This is a genomic window from Pseudomonas sp. NPDC088368, from assembly GCF_044753445.1.
Classification (GTDB): domain Bacteria; phylum Pseudomonadota; class Gammaproteobacteria; order Pseudomonadales; family Pseudomonadaceae; genus Aquipseudomonas; species Aquipseudomonas bambusae.
The window spans coordinates 172,511-186,241 of record NZ_JBIVNG010000004.1; the positions used below are offsets into that span (position 1 = coordinate 172,511).

The window sequence follows — 13,731 nt, forward strand, 5'->3', positions numbered from 1 at the left end:
TAATAAATGCGCACTGTTTAGGGCAATGACAGGGAAACGTCATGTGTTATGAATTGAAAGCCTGTTTATCACGTCTTTTTGAATTGCGCAGCGTTAGCCAACAGTATGTTCGGGGGAATGCGACGCTATGCGCATTGGATACTATCGATTTCACGCTAGATCACGGCGACACCTGTGCGATAGTCGGTGCGTCCGGGTCTGGCAAAAGCACACTGCTGAATATCCTGGGTTTGCTGGAACGTCCCATTCGGGGAAGTGCACGATTTGTCGGAAACGACATCGTGGCCGCTTCCGCCAATGATCTGGCTGCCTGGCGAAACCGGCACGTAGGTTTCGTTTTCCAGGCCTTCAACCTGTTGCCGCGCTTGAGTGCGTTGGACAATGTCGCACTGCCACTGGCGTATCGAAATGTGCCTCGAAAGTCGGCACGTGCGTTGGCGTTGGCACAATTGCAGGCAGTGGGACTTGCCGACCGGGCGGAGCATCGGCCTGCGGATCTTTCCGGAGGGCAACGCCAGCGGGTGGCGATTGCCAGAGCTCTGGTGGGGCAGCCATCGCTGATTCTGGCGGACGAGCCCACCGGCAATCTCGACCCCTGTTGTGCCAACGAAATCCTGGAGCTGTTCCTCACGCTCAACCGTGAGCAAGGCGTGACGTTGGTCATGGTGACTCACGATGCGAATTTGGCCGCACGCTTCGAGCGCAAGGTCGAAGTGGCTCAAGGTCGTGTGTATGAGAGTGTCGGGCATGTCGCGGTCTGACGTGCTGGCACTCGGTCCTTGGGCCATGCAGGTCGCCGAGTCTGTGCACAACCTGCTGGCGATGGGTCAGCGCTCCTGGCTGGGATTGCTGGGCATCGCAGTGGGGAGCGCATCGATCGTCGCGCTGCTCAACATCGGTCGCAGTGCATCGGACGACGCGATGGCGACCTTCAAGGGGCTGGGCACGGACGTTCTGGTTGCGAGTTTTCCGGGGTTCGATTCGCGCAGAACGCCAATGCCGGGCACCTTGGACACTCGATCCGTTCACTTCGCGATGCCTGAGCTGATGCAGCTGGCGCCTGTCAGCCAATACGCCGTCAAAGTCAGGGCGGGCGGTGCCGAACTTGATGCCTCGGTGATCGGAACCTCTGCTGCGCTGATGCCTGTCATGAGCCTTGAGTTGGCTTCAGGGCGGTTCATTTCGCGGCTGGATCGCAGTGGGCTGTTCGCGGTGATCGGCGACGAAGCTGCCAGCGCATTGGGCATCGAAACGCGTCCCCTACGGCCCGGAGACTTGCTGGGTCTCGGCGATTATCAATTCCAGATCATCGGCATTCTGAGGCCTCAGCCTCATAACCCGCTGCTCCCGGTGCCCGTCGATTCGTCAGTTTTCATACCCGCACACAGCATGGCCCGACTGTCCTCATCCATCCGCTTGGGACATGTGATCGCCAGGGTGCAGCCGAACGTGGACGCGTCCGTAGCCGCCCAATCCCTCCAGCGACAGTTGCAGGAGCGACTGCGCGGGCATGAGGTGAACGTACAGGTTCCTCGCCAACTGCTCGATGGCCTCAGGCGTCAGGCCGACATCTTCGCCTGGCTGCTTGCGGGGCTTGGCGGGATTTCCCTGCTGGTGGCAGGGGTGGGCGTCATGAACGTCATGCTTATGAGCGTGCGTGAACGCCGTCGTGAGATTGGCGTGCGCATGGCACTTGGCGCCCGGCCTCGGGACATCAGGTCACTGTTCCTGATCGAAGCTGCGCACCTGTCGGTGGTAGGCGCTCTGCTCGGGGCTGCGTTCGGCTGTGGCATCGCCTGGTTATTCACGCAACTCAATGGCTGGCCATTGAACCTGTCATTCGACGCGCTACTGCTCGGGGTCGGCAGCTCACTGATGACCGGTCTGTTTTTCGGCTGCTACCCGGCGGCACTGGCCGCACGACTCTCACCCGCTGTAGCGCTCAGGGATGACTGATCCACCTGCCGTACGAACTGAACAGATTCTCGACTCAACAACAAAAAGGAATGCCTCAATGACTGACTGCAATTCAAGCGACCACAGCCCTGCAACCGCGGGGCGTCCAGGCATCACCGACCACGGCGACGATCTGGAAATGGACCGCTTTCATGAAATGGTTCACAAACAGGCTGTGTACAGCAAGGAGGACCTGCACAGGATGCACCGACAATGGCTCGGTCCCCGTGGCGTGTTCGCGACCTTTGAAGAGGAAGTCGAGCAACTGGGGCGACAGGCGCCTGCCCTGGAAGACCTCAAGAAGCTCACGACGCCGGAACGCTTGCAGCAGGCCGAGCAGGCTGTGGCATTTGCGTTGGCCCAGAGCCATCGTCGTACGGCGGCGATCAATCCGTTCGCGGGCCTGAGGCGCGAAGCGCTGTGCGGTGTGGTGTTCGACGACTCCGGGGTTTACACGCTGGTCGAGCGTTACGCCGCTTATCAGGCCGTACGCCAGAGTGACGCGGACATCTTCATCAAATTAATCGCCACCACTCGGGGTGTGGTGGAGAGACGCATCGTTTTCCGGGGTTTGCTGGAGCATTACGACCGGCTGTTGCCCATCGAGAAGAGCATCTATCCCGAGGGTTATCGCAGCGTTCAGCAAGGTCATCTGGACCGTGAAGAAGCCCTGTATGGGCCGCTCAAGATGGAGGACGAGATCCTGACCTTGCTCGGGACGATGTCCGCCGCCGAGCTATTGGAGCGCGTTCAGCCACCGGCGGGTTCATCGCTGTGAAACACCTCGCTTGGGACCGTTGCCCGGTCCCAAGCCGGACAGCCCGGTGTATCCGGCCTGTCCGCCTGATGGGGTATGCGCGGCCATTGATGATGGTGTTCAGCGTCCTTTCGATTGATCAGGCGCGAAGTGAGGTGGGCCCGGAACCCCCGATGTCTGCGCCGAGTATACCCGTGTCTGCCACGAAGGGCGGCCAATGGGCCTTGTCGCAAGGCACTGTCGGCAGCCTGCAGTTGAGTCTGGCTGACGCAGTGGCACTGGGGCTGCGCACCAACCGGGAAATTCGCCGCTCCTACTTGCAGCGGGTGGCGCAGAAGTTCGACGTGCAGGTGGCGGAGGCTTTTTTCTCTCCCCGCTTTCATTTAAGCGCTCGGCAGCTTGCACGCCGTGAATCCGAGGATCGCAGACAGGAAGTCAGCGTGACGCCGAAAGCCTCGCTCAACACGGAATGGGGAACCCGCTTCAGCCTGTCCTGGGCGCAACGGGTTGATCGGACTGATCGCGCAGGCCGCCAGCAACAGCGGGGCCTGGGCATCGAAGTTGTGCAGCCGCTACTGAAGAACGCGGGGCGGGACGTCGTCACCGCTCCACGCCAGCGCGCGCGGTTGAACGAACGCAGCCATCGGCTTGGGTTGGAAGCGTCGGTGGCGCAAAGCGTGACTCAAATCGTGTCTGCCTACCGCGAGCTGCTCAAGGCGCAAGAGCAACTGCGGATTGTGACCCGTGCGCTGGAGCGGTCGCGCGAGCAGATGCGAGTCAACGAAGCGTTGATTGCGTCCGGGCGCATGGCGCAGGTGGATCGTCTGCAAAATGAGGCGGATCTGGCCTATCAGGAACTCAATGCCGAACAGGCCTCGCATCATCTGGAGGCGAGCCGTCGGGCGCTGCTGAAATTGTTGGCGCTTGACCTCACCACACCGCTGCACGCCAGTGATGATCTGAGCGCCGAGCGTATCGACATCGATCCCGAGCACGCCTTGAGCATTGCCCGACAACGTCAGCCCGCCTACCTGCGACAGCGCATTGCAGAGGAGCTGGCCGATATCGACCTGTTGATCGCCAAAAATCATCAACAGTGGGACCTGTCTCTGGTCGCCGGAGCCGCCGAGGATCGCCAGCGTAATTCGTCGAATGCACAGCAACGTCAGGACAGGCGATGGAATGCCTACGCAGGCGTGCAACTGGACATTCCGATTGGCGACCCTGCGCAACGCCAGCGACGGGTTCATGCCCAGGTCGCTGTCGACACCCAGGCGCTGCAACAGGCTGAAGCCCGACAGTCGCTGGAGCAGGAAGTCACCGATGCCATTCGTACGATGCAGACCCATTGGCGGCAATACGAAATTGCCCTTCGCAGTCGCAGCTTGTCCGAGCAAAAACTGGCTGTGGAAAGGCGAAGGTTGCACGTCGGGCGCACCAGCACCTTTCAGGTCTTGAGTTTCGAGGAGGACCTGCGTCGCACCGAGAATGCCGTGCTCAATGCGCTGATCGCCTACCTCAATGCCCAGACCCGACTGGATGAACGCTTGGGCATGACCCTGGACAGCTGGGAGATCGCGCTCAATGACTGACGTATTGAAACTCAAACCCGCTGCTCTGAGGGCGGGTATGGCGGGTGTTCTGGCGCTGCTGATCGCAGGTGCGGGCCTTTATGGGAGCAGGCAGGATGAGCCAGCGCCAACGGAGCGCTGGGTAGAGGTCATGCCGACTCCGCTGGAGCATCGCATCGGTCTGGTCGGACGTATCGTGCCCGGAGAGGCCATGACGTTGATCGCGCCCTTCGAGGGCCATATCGAAGCGCACATGTTCGCCATCGATCAACGCGTCGCTCAAGATCAGTTGTTGCTCAGGATCAGCCCCGACCTGTTGCACCTGCAGATTCGGGAAGCCTTGGCCGAACGTCTCAAGGCCGAAAGCGCTGTGCAGGTGTTTGAGAGCTGGGCTGACGGCGACGAAATGGCCAGGGCACGCCGGGCGCTAAGCAGTGGTCAGTTGGGGCTGGCGGATACCCGACGCAAACTCGCAGAGACTCAGGCCTTGCTGGAACAGGGCATTGTGCCGCGCATGGAGGTCGACAGCCTGACGCAGCAACTGCGCACGCAATCGCTGGATGTCTCGGCGGCTCAAGCCGAGCTGGCTCAGGTCGGCAAGCGAGGGAAGGGAGAGCGTCGACAAATCGCGGACATGCAGCTCGCCAGTGCGCGTGCCCGGCATGACGCATTGCTGGCACTCGAACAGCGCGGCGAGATCAGGGCCCCTTTCTCCGGCATTGTCCTTCGTCTGCCGGACGGCCCGTCTACCTCGAACGACCGACCCATCGCTGTAGGCGCGCGGGTGAGCCAGGGCCAGGCGTTGTTCGGTCTGGCCAGCGTCGAACGTTTGAAGGTGCAGGCGAGGGTGGACGAGGTCGACATCAACCAGTTGCGTGAAGGCATGCCCGCCGAGATCAGCGGTGACGGCTTCGACGAAGTGCTGCACGGCACGATCACTGGTGTAGGCGCTCAGGCGATTGAGTCCGACATGCGCGGCAATGGTGCTTCCTACCACGTCACGGTAAGCCTGCCACCGCTTGATCGAGACAGCCGTCGAAGGTTGCGTTTGGGCATGAGCGCACGGCTGTCGATCCTCATTGCCCGCCACCCCAACGCCGTCGTCCTGCCCACCGATGCCGTGGGTGAAAAGCAAGGCGGCCATTTCGTTATTCATCGGGCGGCGCTCAATGCCCCGGAATCAGTGCGCCCCGTCACCTTGGGAAAGACGACGGTGAGTGGGGTGGAAGTGTTTGGCATGGACGCCGGGTTCGTACGGAGGGAGGTCAGTATGGATTAGTTATCCAATAACGAAGTTTGCTCCGTAACAAACAGGACTGGAAACCTTTTGGTGAGTTTGGCTCACGGGAGTTGTTCGGCCTGAATAAATAAAGAACAAGAAATAAGGATGTGAATCATGAATAAAAAACTATTGCCGCTGGCATTGGTGTTTGTGTCGATGTCGGGGATGGCGGGGGAGTTTTCGGTGACGAAGTCGAAAATGCCTTATCGAATAGTTGTTTCTCCGGGAGCTGGGGGTGCAAGTTTTCCGATCGGCTATATGGATACTCGGCCGCGCGCGATGTATACGCTCGAATCTATCGATTGGAGTACCACCGGATTCCCTCAAAGCGTTGGTGAGCGTGTGGAGCTCTGCTATGCCTCTGGAAGCAATCCCGATAGTTGTGAAGAGATTGCTCCTAATTCCTCAGGTACTAGCTACCGCTTTAAAGGGGAGCTGTTCAGACCTGGATCGATTGCTGTTATTCGGCATTGGTCAGCAGCGGGTGGCGCGCGCAACAGTCAGCCCTCCGGCGAAGACCGAGTGCGGTTCAACTTGAGCTACTAACTGAAATGTCCGCCTTCGGTAATCGAGGGCGGATTCCAATGCGAGGAAATCACATGAGCATTTCAATTCCGGATGGCTATCCACCCCCTTACCCAGTGCTGCCGAAAAGTAAGGACTCACCAGCACTCTCGATGTCTCATCCTGCCACTGCGCCGGCTTTGCAAGCAGCGTCCGTGTCCATCAGCGGACGAGCGTTATTAATGGCGCGCCTTTTCGCGGGACAGCTTAACGAACCTCCAGTCAGCCATAGTTCCACGTGGTTGAACGCGATAGATCCGCTGCCATTTCTGACCAAAATGGACCGAGAAATGATGGCTGACGTCTACGAGTTTGCAAGCGGTCAAGGCGTCGACCTCGCATATGTAGACGAGTTGGCGGGAAACCTTGCTCTCTATCGGTTGCATAATAATGGCCAGCGGATCTTGCCGCAGGCGCCGGGCATGAGCTTTGACTCTGAGGGGCATGAAGTGACTTATTTATTTACTGATAAGAATGCCGCCACCGCAGCGCGTATCCTACAAAGCGAAGCCTTCCAGAGCACGCGATTCGATACCGGTTTTCTGCGCAATGCGTTAGATGCCAAACACAGTGCGTTGCATTATCTGAATTTTGATTTTGTTGAACAGATGGTCAATAAGTTTTCCTCAGTCGGCACAGTCGTGGAAGACTTTGGCTCGCGCTTCTCTCATTTCCAACCGAATCAAAAAAATTGGGTCAAACATCTTTCTACAGAAGTTTATGACTTGAAAACGAGATTACCTCGAAATACGGCCTCAACGTCCGAAAAAAATGGACAAACAACTGGACCGTCTTCTCCAGGCACGGCCAACGTTTCTGAAAACACCCCACTAACGTTGCGCCAAGCCATCCACAAGTACCTCCAGCAAAACGCCATCCCCACGCTCTTCCAAACCATCGCCCGGCTTCGCCGCTGACTCACTCAAACGCCAATGACCCACACGCTCTCACCCCGGGCGGCGCCGAACTGACTCGGTTTCGCCCGGTGCTTTTCGCGGCGTATAACGCCATGTCCGCTTCATGCAGCCACATACCCGCGTCGGTGAGGTGTGGGCCGTAGGCCGCGATGCCGATGCTCAGGCTTAGCCGCAGGTCGGGAAGGGCGGTGTGGGCGTGGTCGTGCACCGTTCGGCGCAGGCGTTCGAGGATGTCGTTGGCTTGCGCGAGCGTCGTATCGGGCAGGATCACGCAGAATTCATCGCCGCCGTAGCGACCGGCCAGATCAGTTTCCCGAAGGCTCGCGGTCAAGGCACCACTCAATTGCTTGAGCACGTTGTCGCCGATGATATGGCCGTAGGTGTCGTTGATGGTCTTGAAGTGATCGATGTCGATCAGCGCCACGCTGTTCTGACGCTTGAGTGTCTGGCAATTGTTGAACTCGACCCGCAGCAGGTCTTTCCAGGCACCGTGGTTCATCAGGCCGGTCAGGCTGTCGGTGGTGCTGAGTTTTTCCAGCGCCTTCTTGCTTTTCGACAGCTTCACCGCGACCCGATAGCACACCAGGCCAATCGCCATTGGGTAGATCACCAACATCGGCAGACAGGCGTAGATCTGGATCTGGCTAATGTCAGGAAACAGATCGGGGACGAAAATGCCGTAGGCCACCAGCCCGCCGACCACTTGCGCCAAAGCGCCCTGCAAAAAAAGCCGTGGCCCGCCTGCCGCGATGTTGTTCATGGCCATCATCGACAAGGTGGTCACGCTGGCTAGGGGGCTAAGGCCCATCGTCCCTGCCCAGAACCCACCGGCCAGTGAGTCGTACATCAGATTTCGGCGCTCGGCCTTGTAGGGCTGTTTCGATAACTTGGCCAGAAGATACGCCAAGTGAGGCCATCCATAGCCATGCAAGACCATCACCACCCAGACCCAAATCGGTGGGTGTGACGGGTAAAGCGCGGCGGCAACGGCAAAAAAGCCGATACCCATCCCCACGCTGCGCGGCACATGCATGCGCCGGGCAAACGAAAGACCTTTACGGACTGAGGTGTTCATAGCTCTTCACCGGGTAGTGACGCAGCATCCCGACTGAAACATCGGCCACGACGAACGACACTGAGTGTCACCCCCTTCCCTGAGGGTGGGAAGAGCAATTAGCCACTACTGGTCGAATAATCACCACCGGCTGTCGTTAAGCCTGGCATCTGTCTGGGTGCTTTTTTCCCGAATCTGTCTATAGACGCTCTTCGGGGATTGGCGTGGAATGCGCACAACCCCACTCGACGGCCTTCGAGCGGGTCATTTCCTACAATGGCTGGACAGCGCTCATGCCAGAACTCTCGAACCTCATCGCCTTTTCTCTGATCTCTCTGGGCATGGTTCTGACGCCGGGACCGAACATGATCTACGTGATCTCGCGATCGATCTCACAGGGTCGCAAGGCAGGACTGATTTCCCTCGGCGGCGTTGGCATCGGTTTCATCTTCTACATGCTGTGCGCAGCATTCGGCATCACCGGGCTGGTCATGGCGGTGCCCTACGCCTACGACACCTTGCGCATCGCGGGCGCGCTGTACCTGTTGTACCTCGCCTGGCAAGCGGTCAAACCGGGCGGTCGCTCGCCGTTTCAGGTTAAATCTTTGCCGCAGGACAGCAATAAACAGCTGTTTCTGATGGGGCTGCTCACCAACCTGTTTAACCCCAAAGTCGCGGTACTCTACCTCTCGCTGCTGCCGCAATTCATCACCGTCGGAGCGGGCACCAGCGTGCTCAGCCAATCGCTGATATTGGGCAGCGCGCAGATCGGCGTCAGCCTCACGGTCAATGCGATGGTCGCCATGGCGGCAGGGTCGATTGCGGTGTTTCTGGCCACCAAACCCACGTGGGCTAACGTGCAGCGCTGGTTGATGGGCACGGTGCTGTTCGGCTTCGCGGTGCGCATGGCGGTCGAAAGCAGAAAGTGACGGGTTCACACCTTCGGAAAAAACGTTCTCCGATCCCTTGTCAGATGCGGCGTCAACGGCCAGATTAGCCGCCGAATTCGCATCATTTCAAAGGATCGGCTGATGCCCCTGAAACGCTTTCTCCCTCAGATGACGTGCCTCGTCGCGTTGATGGCACCGCTCGCTAATGCCGCTGATGCCCTGCACGTCTTCACCGGCACCCTCGGTAAATCGCCCATCGTGGTAGAGCTGGATCTGACCAAGCCCGACGACATCAGCGGGCGCTACTTCTATGAGAAGTACCACAAGGATTTGGCGCTTTCCGGCAAACAGACCGGGCAGGATCTGACGCTGACCGAAGGCTTGAGCTACGACGACAACCCCGACTTACCCACCCTTCATCTGCATAAATCCGCAGACGCCGGTTGGGCAGGGGAATGGAGCAGTTCCAAGGGCAAATCCTACAAGGTGCAATTGAGCGAAAAGAAGATCACCGCGCCTGATGCCACCGCCGAGCCCGGTTGGCAGGACATCTACCGGGATTCCCCCTACGACTACTTGCGCCTCAGCCAGTTGAAACTCAAGGCCGATAAAAAAGAGACTTTCATGGGGCATGACCTGCAATGGTGGGTCGAGCCCGAATCAGGCATCACCCTGTTCGAAATCACTTCCGGTTACGCCCCCGAGCAGGCCGAGAAAATCAACCGACAACTGCGCTCGCGGCTGTGGAATGAAGTCGTCAGCTACCACCAATGCATGCTCGGCGGCAGCCGCACAGAAGGTGAGTTCGACCAGTCCGTCACCCCGGAACTGATGACGCCGGGTGTCGTCAGCCTCAACATTTCTACCTCCTACGATTGCGGCGGCGCACACCCGGACTTCGGCGATTCGCCCCTTAACCTCGACGCGACCACCGGAAAGGAACTGACGCTGGAAGATGTCCTCTGGGTCGGCAAAGGCAAGCCCTTCCACTATGAACGTGATGAAGCAGGCGGCGTGAGCTTCGACACGTACTCGGACTACCGCAGCAAAGCCTTCGCGCCCTGGCTCGTCAGCCAACTGAAAGCGGCCCATCCCGACGACATGAAAGCCCCCGAAACCGACGACGACTGCGACTACACCGACGAATCCGTCTGGGACTTCCCGTCCTGGTACTTCACCGAAGCAGGCATCTACGTCGGCCCCTATTTCGCCCGCGTCATGCGCGCCTGCGAAGGGCCGGAATGGTCAGTGGTACCGTACGCCGCGATCAAGGCGCATCCGGGGGGCGTGAGGGTGGTGTTGCCGGATTGATTGACGTCGCTTGAAAAGTGCTGCTTTTAAGGCTTCAATTGCTGCCTTTAAAGCAGCGACCTTGGTGACCCCCGATGCTTTCATCCTTTCTGTTTTCCGAGTACCGAAGGAAGGTGCTGGCGCTTCTATTGTTGAACCCTCAGCAGCAATACCACCAACGCGAAATTGCAAGGCTGACGGGTACGATCTCCGGCACGTTGAGTCGAGAACTCAGCAAGATGGTAGAGGCGAGCGTGCTGTTGAAGGCTTCGGTCGGCAACCAGATGCATTACCGAGCCAATCCGGATTGCCCCATTTATCCGGAGCTCGTCAGCATATTGCGCAAGACCGACGGATTACCGGAGGCCATCGCTCAAGCGCTCGCTCCATTGTCCGAACGGATCAAGATCGCGTTCGTCTACGGTTCGATCGCAAACGGTAAGGCGACCTCCGACAGCGATGTTGATCTCATGGTCATCGGTAGCGTGTCGTTCAGCGAGCTTGTCACCCAGCTGTATCCACTCCAGGAAAGCCTGGGCCGCGAGATCAGCCCAAAGCAATACGCCGAACGAGAGTGGTTCCAATTGTTAGCAGAACAGGGTGGGTTCGTGCGTGATGTATTGGCCAAGCCTAAGCTGTTCGTCATCGGTTCGGAGGCGGTTCTGAATCCTCACAAGGAGTGAACGATGACGTTGGAAAACTTGCTTGAAAGGGCATTGGAGAGCATCCCGAAAGACGCAGCAAACGTCGACCGGCTAATAGCGGCAGCTCGCAGGAGCCTTGAAGATGCACAGCTGTTCGGTATGAGCTCAGAGGGCCGATTCGACATGGCGTACAAGTCGGTTATGCAGTCCGCCAACGCGGTGCTACAGGCTAATGGATTTCGCACTTTGACCAGCAAGCCGGGACACCATCAGACCATGATCCAGACACTGCCGTTAACGATGGGCTTGTCGCGGGAACGGATGATCGCACTGGACGGGCTACGTAAGCAGCGCAACCTGAGCGACTATTCGGGAGACCCTGTTAGCGAGTCTATGGCAAGGGATGCGATTGAACAGGCTTCTTCATTGCTGAGAGACATCGAAGTCTGGCTGCACACGAATCAGTAGTTTTGGGTGCTGCTTTTCAGGCAGCAATCGCTGCCCAAAAAGCAGCGCTCATCATTTGCTTCCCGTCACACCCTTCACCAGTGCCCCGTGAGCCTTGGCATCCTTCGCCAGCGAGATCACGTTGACCATTGCCGTGCGATTGCCGGAGGCCGCGGCGACGGTGGTGCTCAGCACCTTGCCCCCATCGACGCTGCCTGAGATATCTAGCTGACGCAGCCCAAGGCCTTTTCTGACGATCTTCTTCTCACCCAGCTTACTGAAATCCTTGTAGCTGGACTGCTGCTGAACGAGGGTTTCCGCGATGATGTCGTCCAGGGTTTCCGTATCGTTTGACGGCACTGTCTTGCCGTCGGGCAGCGGCGTTTCCGTGATGATCACCACACGCTTGGCGGGTTTGTTCATGTACAGCGAGCCGGTAACCCCCGCAGCCTTCGCCTTATCATCGATCTCTTCCATCGGCCCTTTGACGTAGTCCTTGGGCAGGTAAAACACGAACTTGCCACCCAGCATCGAGACCTTCTGTCCTGTGGGTTTGGCGGGCGCAGTCTTTTTCGAAGCCTTCGAGGATTTAGACGAGTGAGCGGTTTTGGACGACTTGGCAGGGTGCTTGGTGTCAGTGGCAGCCTGAACCCCCGCGACGCTCAGGCCAAACGTCAGAGCGATGCAGATCAAGGCTGATTTCAAGGTGAACAGACGCATTCCTACCTCATCAAAGGCTGATTCCTACAGAGGTCCGCATTTTGCCTGACGCTTGCAGGCGATGGGTAGAAATGCGTTTGCCAGACCGATGACCGTAGGGCGTGCTTGCCCGTAAAAAGATCTGACAGCGAAACGTGGTTTCAAGTCTGTTTTGAATTAAACAACAGACGCCCGTGATTTCAGCATTATTACGGTCGTCACTTTTTAAGGCCGAAAAAAAGCCGCTAGGGAAAGCGGCTGAAGTTTGGAGCTTTGGGGCCCCACGTCGGGAGCAACGACGCGGAGAGTTGCAACAACAGAAACACAACAAAGAAAAAGACAGAACGGTAACGGCGTACAGGTCAGGTGTGTTTGGCGTTCTCCACTTGAGGGTCGTAGGTTGAGGCTTGCTGAGTCTTGTCCTGCTCCTTGGCCTTCGCGGCCAGGGCTTCTTCGTGCTGCTCGACGTTTGCTTGCAGCGCTTCGTTGCGGGCCACGAAGGCAGGAGATTCTTCGGCGAAAACGGCAGGGGAGGCCATCAATGAAGACACAGCGAGTGCGCTGATAATGCCGATGGATTTGAACATTTGAAATAAACCTTCTTGCGTGTGCAAGTTCGATTAGGTGAGGCCACTGTAAGAACCCAGCGCCTCAGGATCAAATGAAACCCGGCTAAATATTGATTAGCGAAAAAGTTATGTGGGTGTCAGGGAATTAAATGTTTTTCATCGGCGCAAAGATAGGTCGAATGCCACGACACTTCGGATAATCCCCACAGCCCCAGAAATCGCCACCGGCGTTTGCGCCAGTGCGAGCGACGCGGATCACCATCGGTTTACGGCAATGGGGACAGGCGGGCGGCTTGGGCGCGGCCGGTGTTGCAACCAGTTCTTCAGGCACCTGCTCAGGCACCACCGCTGTGGGCTGGACCGGCTCAACGACCGCAGGCTCAACACGCTCGACCGCCACTTCAATCGTTGGCCGAGGACTTGGCTTGCTCGTCTCGGTAATCCACCGCCGCAATACGTCCCCGTCCACCAGTTGCAGATTGCGTCCTGAAGCAAAGTCCCGCGCCTGCCTGGTAAACGTCCCACTCGTCACCACGAACCCGCCGACAGCCCCCTCGGCCGCCATCGCCCCGTATAACTCGCGCACCACCGGCACACCCACCTGCACCGCGCGCCATTGCTTGCACTGCACCAGATACGTTTCACCGTCCTTGCGCGCCACCAGATCAATCCCGCCGTCCGGCCCGCGCCCGCCCGTGTCCTGCACCTTGAAACCGCGACGACGCAACGCCTCACCCACCAGCAACTCAAACTCGCGCCAACTGATGCTCAGCAACGTATTGCCGCCTGGGGTGGTGACGGATTTCAACAGCGTGCGTGATCGGAAACGGCGGAAGAGCGAGGCGATGGTTCCGCAACCGAAAATGAACGGCAGCGCGTACTGCCCGATGCCCGCCGCCACCCGCGTCATATTGCCGATAACGACCGACTGAAACTGATGAGGGTCGCCAGAGAAGGGCGCTGGGGTAGACGAGGCTACCGCGTGCAGGCCAACGCCTGAGATCAGCGCAATCGAAAGACTCACCCACCAAGGCAATTTGCTGGCGATTACAAAGAGGTCATCAAACAGAGAGGATTTCTTGGCCATATCC

At 58.4% G+C, this 13,731-nt stretch carries 15 protein-coding genes; 11 read left to right on the forward strand and 4 right to left on the reverse strand.

Going from position 1 to position 13,731, the window contains the following annotated elements; all coding sequences use genetic code 11:
* Nucleotides 1–41 precede the first annotated feature (41 nt).
* From ACIQAL_RS09875 to ACIQAL_RS09905, 7 genes are all read left to right on the forward strand, one after another.
* A complete protein-coding gene (locus ACIQAL_RS09875; protein ID WP_401144836.1) occupies nt 42–761 on the forward strand; it encodes an ABC transporter ATP-binding protein in 720 nt (239 codons plus the stop codon).
* Nucleotides 748–1,956, forward strand: coding sequence for an ABC transporter permease (locus tag ACIQAL_RS09880; protein ID WP_401144838.1), 1,209 nt, complete (start codon nt 748–750; stop codon nt 1,954–1,956). Before ACIQAL_RS09875 ends, ACIQAL_RS09880 begins: the two co-directional genes overlap by 14 nt.
* Nucleotides 1,957–2,014: 58 nt before the next feature.
* The gene (locus tag ACIQAL_RS09885; protein WP_401144839.1) at nt 2,015–2,734 is read left to right on the forward strand and encodes a hypothetical protein; all 720 of its coding nucleotides are present in this window, start codon (nt 2,015–2,017) and stop codon (nt 2,732–2,734) included.
* 173 nt (nt 2,735–2,907) lie between these two features.
* Nucleotides 2,908–4,305 (forward strand): TolC family protein, encoded by a 1,398-nt coding sequence (locus ACIQAL_RS09890; RefSeq protein WP_401144841.1) that lies wholly within the window; start codon nt 2,908–2,910, stop codon nt 4,303–4,305.
* Nucleotides 4,298–5,563: an efflux RND transporter periplasmic adaptor subunit gene (locus ACIQAL_RS09895; RefSeq protein ID WP_401144843.1), complete on the forward strand. Its 1,266-nt coding sequence runs from the start codon at nt 4,298–4,300 to the stop codon at nt 5,561–5,563. The genes ACIQAL_RS09890 and ACIQAL_RS09895 overlap by 8 nt, the downstream gene beginning before the upstream one ends.
* Nucleotides 5,564–5,680: 117 nt before the next feature.
* Complete coding sequence (locus ACIQAL_RS09900; RefSeq protein WP_401144845.1) at nt 5,681–6,112, forward strand: hypothetical protein; 432 nt, start codon at nt 5,681–5,683, stop codon at nt 6,110–6,112.
* A 53-nt stretch (nt 6,113–6,165) separates the two neighbouring features.
* Nucleotides 6,166–7,047 carry a hypothetical protein gene (locus tag ACIQAL_RS09905; RefSeq protein ID WP_401144847.1) on the forward strand — a complete coding sequence of 294 codons (882 nt, stop codon included), beginning with the start codon at nt 6,166–6,168 and terminating at the stop codon, nt 7,045–7,047.
* Nucleotide 7,048: 1 nt separating this feature from the next.
* On the opposite strand, the gene ACIQAL_RS09910 is transcribed toward ACIQAL_RS09905, so the two are convergent.
* Nucleotides 7,049–8,122 (reverse strand): diguanylate cyclase, encoded by a 1,074-nt coding sequence (locus ACIQAL_RS09910; RefSeq protein WP_401144849.1) that lies wholly within the window; start codon nt 8,120–8,122, stop codon nt 7,049–7,051.
* A 272-nt stretch (nt 8,123–8,394) separates the two neighbouring features.
* Here ACIQAL_RS09910 and ACIQAL_RS09915 point away from each other — a divergent pair, with 272 nt between their 5' ends.
* From ACIQAL_RS09915 to ACIQAL_RS09930, 4 genes are all read left to right on the forward strand, one after another.
* Complete coding sequence (locus ACIQAL_RS09915) at nt 8,395–9,030, forward strand: LysE family translocator (RefSeq protein ID WP_401144851.1); 636 nt, start codon at nt 8,395–8,397, stop codon at nt 9,028–9,030.
* Nucleotides 9,031–9,132: 102 nt separating this feature from the next.
* The gene (locus ACIQAL_RS09920) at nt 9,133–10,302 is read left to right on the forward strand and encodes a hypothetical protein (protein ID WP_401144853.1); all 1,170 of its coding nucleotides are present in this window, start codon (nt 9,133–9,135) and stop codon (nt 10,300–10,302) included.
* A gap of 74 nt (nt 10,303–10,376) precedes the next feature.
* Nucleotides 10,377–10,964, forward strand: a complete 588-nt coding sequence (locus tag ACIQAL_RS09925) for a nucleotidyltransferase domain-containing protein (protein ID WP_401144855.1) — start codon at nt 10,377–10,379, stop codon at nt 10,962–10,964.
* A gap of 3 nt (nt 10,965–10,967) precedes the next feature.
* Nucleotides 10,968–11,393: a DNA-binding protein gene (locus tag ACIQAL_RS09930; RefSeq protein WP_401144857.1), complete on the forward strand. Its 426-nt coding sequence runs from the start codon at nt 10,968–10,970 to the stop codon at nt 11,391–11,393.
* 51 nt (nt 11,394–11,444) lie between these two features.
* Here the strand turns inward: ACIQAL_RS09930 and ACIQAL_RS09935 are convergent, their stop codons facing one another.
* From ACIQAL_RS09935 to ACIQAL_RS09945, 3 genes are all read right to left on the reverse strand, one after another.
* On the reverse strand, nt 11,445–12,092 hold the full coding sequence (locus ACIQAL_RS09935; protein ID WP_401144859.1) for a polyribonucleotide nucleotidyltransferase: 648 nt from the start codon (nt 12,090–12,092) through the stop codon (nt 11,445–11,447).
* 341 nt (nt 12,093–12,433) lie between these two features.
* Nucleotides 12,434–12,658, reverse strand: a complete 225-nt coding sequence (locus ACIQAL_RS09940) for a hypothetical protein (RefSeq protein WP_166597623.1) — start codon at nt 12,656–12,658, stop codon at nt 12,434–12,436.
* Between the two features lie 127 nt (nt 12,659–12,785).
* Entirely contained in the window at nt 12,786–13,727 is a 942-nt protein-coding gene (locus tag ACIQAL_RS09945) for a restriction endonuclease (RefSeq protein ID WP_401144861.1), read from the reverse strand.
* Nucleotides 13,728–13,731: the final 4 nt, after the last annotated feature.